The 3,166-nt window shown below is 71.4% G+C and carries 3 protein-coding genes; all 3 read left to right on the top strand.

Features of this window, described 5'->3' with window-relative positions:
• The coding region (locus tag ACFWZ5_RS45850) for a sterol carrier protein domain-containing protein (protein ID WP_384893169.1) at positions 1-485 on the top strand (485 nt) is incomplete at its 5' end.
• A 293-nt stretch (positions 486-778) separates the two neighbouring features.
• A complete protein-coding gene (locus tag ACFWZ5_RS45845) occupies positions 779-1,687 on the top strand; it encodes an aminoglycoside phosphotransferase family protein (RefSeq protein WP_384893166.1) in 909 nt (302 codons plus the stop codon).
• 298 nt (positions 1,688-1,985) lie between these two features.
• Positions 1,986-2,978, top strand: a complete 993-nt coding sequence (locus ACFWZ5_RS45840) for an Ldh family oxidoreductase (protein ID WP_384893163.1) — start codon at positions 1,986-1,988, stop codon at positions 2,976-2,978.
• The last annotated feature ends 188 nt before the right edge of the window (positions 2,979-3,166 follow it).

The following is a 3,166-nucleotide window of genomic DNA, read 5'->3' as shown; positions in this document are numbered from 1 at the left end:
AGGTGGCCGCCGCCATGTTCGCCTTCCTCGGCCGGTACAACAGCCGGATCCCCACAGTGGCCTTCCAGCGGACCGGCCTGCCGCCCGCCCCGCTCCTGCTGCACCATCTGCACCGCTGCGGCTCCTTGGCGGCGCGCGCCTGGCACCCGTGGATGCTGCGGGTCCTGGACGTGCGCCAGGCCGTGCAGATGCGCGGCTGGCTCGACGACATAGAACTCGCCCTGCCGCTCGAGGTGGCCACCGAGGACGGCGAGAGCACCGAGCGGTTCACACTGCAGATCTCCGGCGGCAAAGCAGAGCTGACGCCCACCACGCACGAAGGGCACCTCACCCTCACCAGAGGCCAGTTCGCCGTCTGGTACGCCGGGGGCTACCGCAGCAGGGCCGCCGCCACGCTCGCCGGAGTCGACGCGGACCCCAAGCCCCTGGCTCGGCTCCTGAGGGCCACCGCGGAGCACGAGCCGTGGCTGGCGGACTACTTCTGACCCTGCCCCCCCCCGCGGGCCCCCGGTGGCCTGCGGCGGGACAGCCGCACCGGCCCGCACCGGCTTGATCAACAAAGCGCTGGGTGAACGCATCGGCTAAGAAGAGAGGGAAGGAAGATATGGACGACATGATCAGTGCCGCGAGATCGCCAGTACCTCAGCTGGCGGCGGGCCGGGCTCTGGGGTACGCGGCACGCGGGCGATACCCGATCCGCGGCAGCGGCCGGACTCACATGAGTACAGTCGGGGCACGGGCTCTTGCTGCCCTTCTGCGATTCGGAGCGAACCCCCTCGTGCCCCAGGACGCGCCCATCCCCTCTGACCTGCAACGCTGGGTCAGCGATCATCTGCCGGGGGCGGACCTGGGCGGGGCCGAGGACGTCTCCTGGTCCCGGGGCGACTCCCGGGTCTGGCGGGTGCCCGCGGGCGGGGCGGCCGCCTTCGTCAAGATCAGTCCGAGCGCGAAGGACTACCGGCGCGAGGTAACCGGCTACACGTACGCCGCGCGGGTCCTCGCCCCGTACGAGGCGCCCCGCCTGCTCGCCGCGGACCCCGGCCTGCAGGCGATCATGAGTTCGCCGCTGCCGGGCCGCGTCGTACGGGGCCTGCCCCTGGCCCCGGCGGTCGAGCGGCACGTGCACGAGCTCGCCGGCCGCGTGCTTCGCCGCTGGCACGACCACTCTGCCCCGGCCCCGCCCCAGGACCTCGAGGCCGTCCGTGCATCCATCAGGGGGCAGGCGGACGAGGCCGCCGCGTGTCTGGAGAGAACCTGGGCGCATCTGGACGCCGCGCAGCGCTCCCTGGTGCGCGCGGTCGCCGCGGAACTGCCGGAGCTGGCCGAGGGCTTGCCGGTGGTGTACCGGCACGGGGACTACTCCACCCGCAACTGGCTGTGGGAGCCCGAGCCGCAGCAGGGCGGGCACGGGCATGGCCTGATCGATTTCGCGATGTCCCAGCACGGCATCGCGGTCGAGGAGTTCGTGTGGCTGTGCGGCGCCCTCTGGGTTCCGCGTCCCGATCTCAAGGCGGCCTACCTCACCGGCTACGGCCGTGCCCTGTCCGACATCGAAGAGCGGGTGCTGCGCCTGCTGACGACCCGGCTCGGTGTGTCCTACCTGCACTCCGGCCTCGCCAAGGAACGTCTCGACCTCGTCGAGCGCGGCAGGCTCATCCTTACGCGCATGGCACACGAGTACCAGTAGTCACACAGCTTGCTCGCTCCCGGCCCCAGTGGGGCCGCGACCTTGCTCCCGCCCGCTCCTCGCGTCGGCAGTCCCCACCGTACGCGTCAAACGGCGCACCCCGCTTCCGCTCACCCCCTTCACGGCAGGAGGGCCCCATGCCCCCGCAGCACGTCCGGCCTCGCCATCGGCGAGCATCCTTACGCCCACCAGCACACCAGAGCGCGCTTGTCCCGCGCCCTGGCGAACCACGGCGCCCGGCCCCCTCGCCCTTCGCGACCGCCCTCCCTCTCGGCCCGGTGGCACAGGGGGGCGGGCGGTGAAGGTGGCGATCGCGTCGACGCGCGAGCTCATGCTCGTGGCCTGCCGGGCAGCTGGCGTTCCCCAGGACAAGGCCGCCTTCGTCGTCGACCACTACCTGTCCGGCGAGCTGCGCGGCCGCACCGCGCACGGGGTCGCGAAGTTCTGCTTCGAGTCCCGCTTCTTCTCCCAGCGTCAAGGCTCCCCGCGGATCGTCCAGGAACACGGCGTGCTGGCGGTCATCGACGCCTGCCGTGAGATCGGGCCGGTCAGCGCGGCCTACGCGGTCGACGTCGCCGTGGACAAGGCGGCAGCCCTGGGCGCTGGCATCGTCGGGATGATCAACACGCAGCGGTACGGGATCCTCGCGCAGTGGAGCGAGCGCATCGCCGAACTCGGGCTCATCGGCATCACCATGAACACCTCCCGGGCCGAGGCCACCCCGTTGGGCGGGCGCACCCCGATCCTCGGCGTCAACCCGCTCAGCTTCGCCTTCCCCACCCTCGATGAGCCTGTCGTCGCCGACATGTCCACCACCGTCGCGCCCATGGGCCTGCTCTGGGAAGCCCGGCGCAGCAACACCCCGCTGCCCCAGGACTGCTTCGTGGACGAGCGCGGGCACGTCACCGACGATCCCGACGCCGCCCGCTCGGCAGTGATCTTCGGGGAGCACCGCGGCTTCCTCCTCTCCCTGCTCGTGCAGATCCTCACTGGGTCACTCTTCGGCTTCCCCATGGGGGACCAGGTGGACGGCACGTGGAGCACCGGCTACACGTTCGTCGCCCTCGATCCCTCCCTCGGCGGACAACTTGAGGGGTTCGCCGAGCAGAACACCAAGCTCGTCGCCGCGCTCAAGGACGCGGTCACGCGGGACGGCGGCACCCTGCGCCCTCCCGGCCAGGCGAGCCTCCAGCACCTGCAGCACGCGCTGGACGTCGGCGCGATCGACCTCGATCCGGGCGTGTACCGCCGCCTGCGGGCTCGCGCGGCCGGCGACTTCGCATCCGACTGATCCTCCCGACGATCCTTCTGGAGCCTTCGATGAAGGTGCACTGGTTCCTTCCCACTGCCAGCGACGGCCGGTCATTGACGGCCGGCACCCGGGGAACGCATGGCCCGGAGGCTGAGGCGATGGCATCGCCGCAACCCACCGCGGACCGGTTTAGGCCCCCGACGATTGGCTATCTGATGCAGATCGCC

The sequence above is a fragment of the Streptomyces sp. NPDC059003 genome (assembly GCF_042740445.1).
GTDB lineage: Bacteria > Actinomycetota > Actinomycetes > Streptomycetales > Streptomycetaceae > Streptomyces.
The sequence above is the reverse complement of the archived record's forward strand: the minus strand, read 5'-3'. Positions and strand labels throughout refer to the sequence as shown.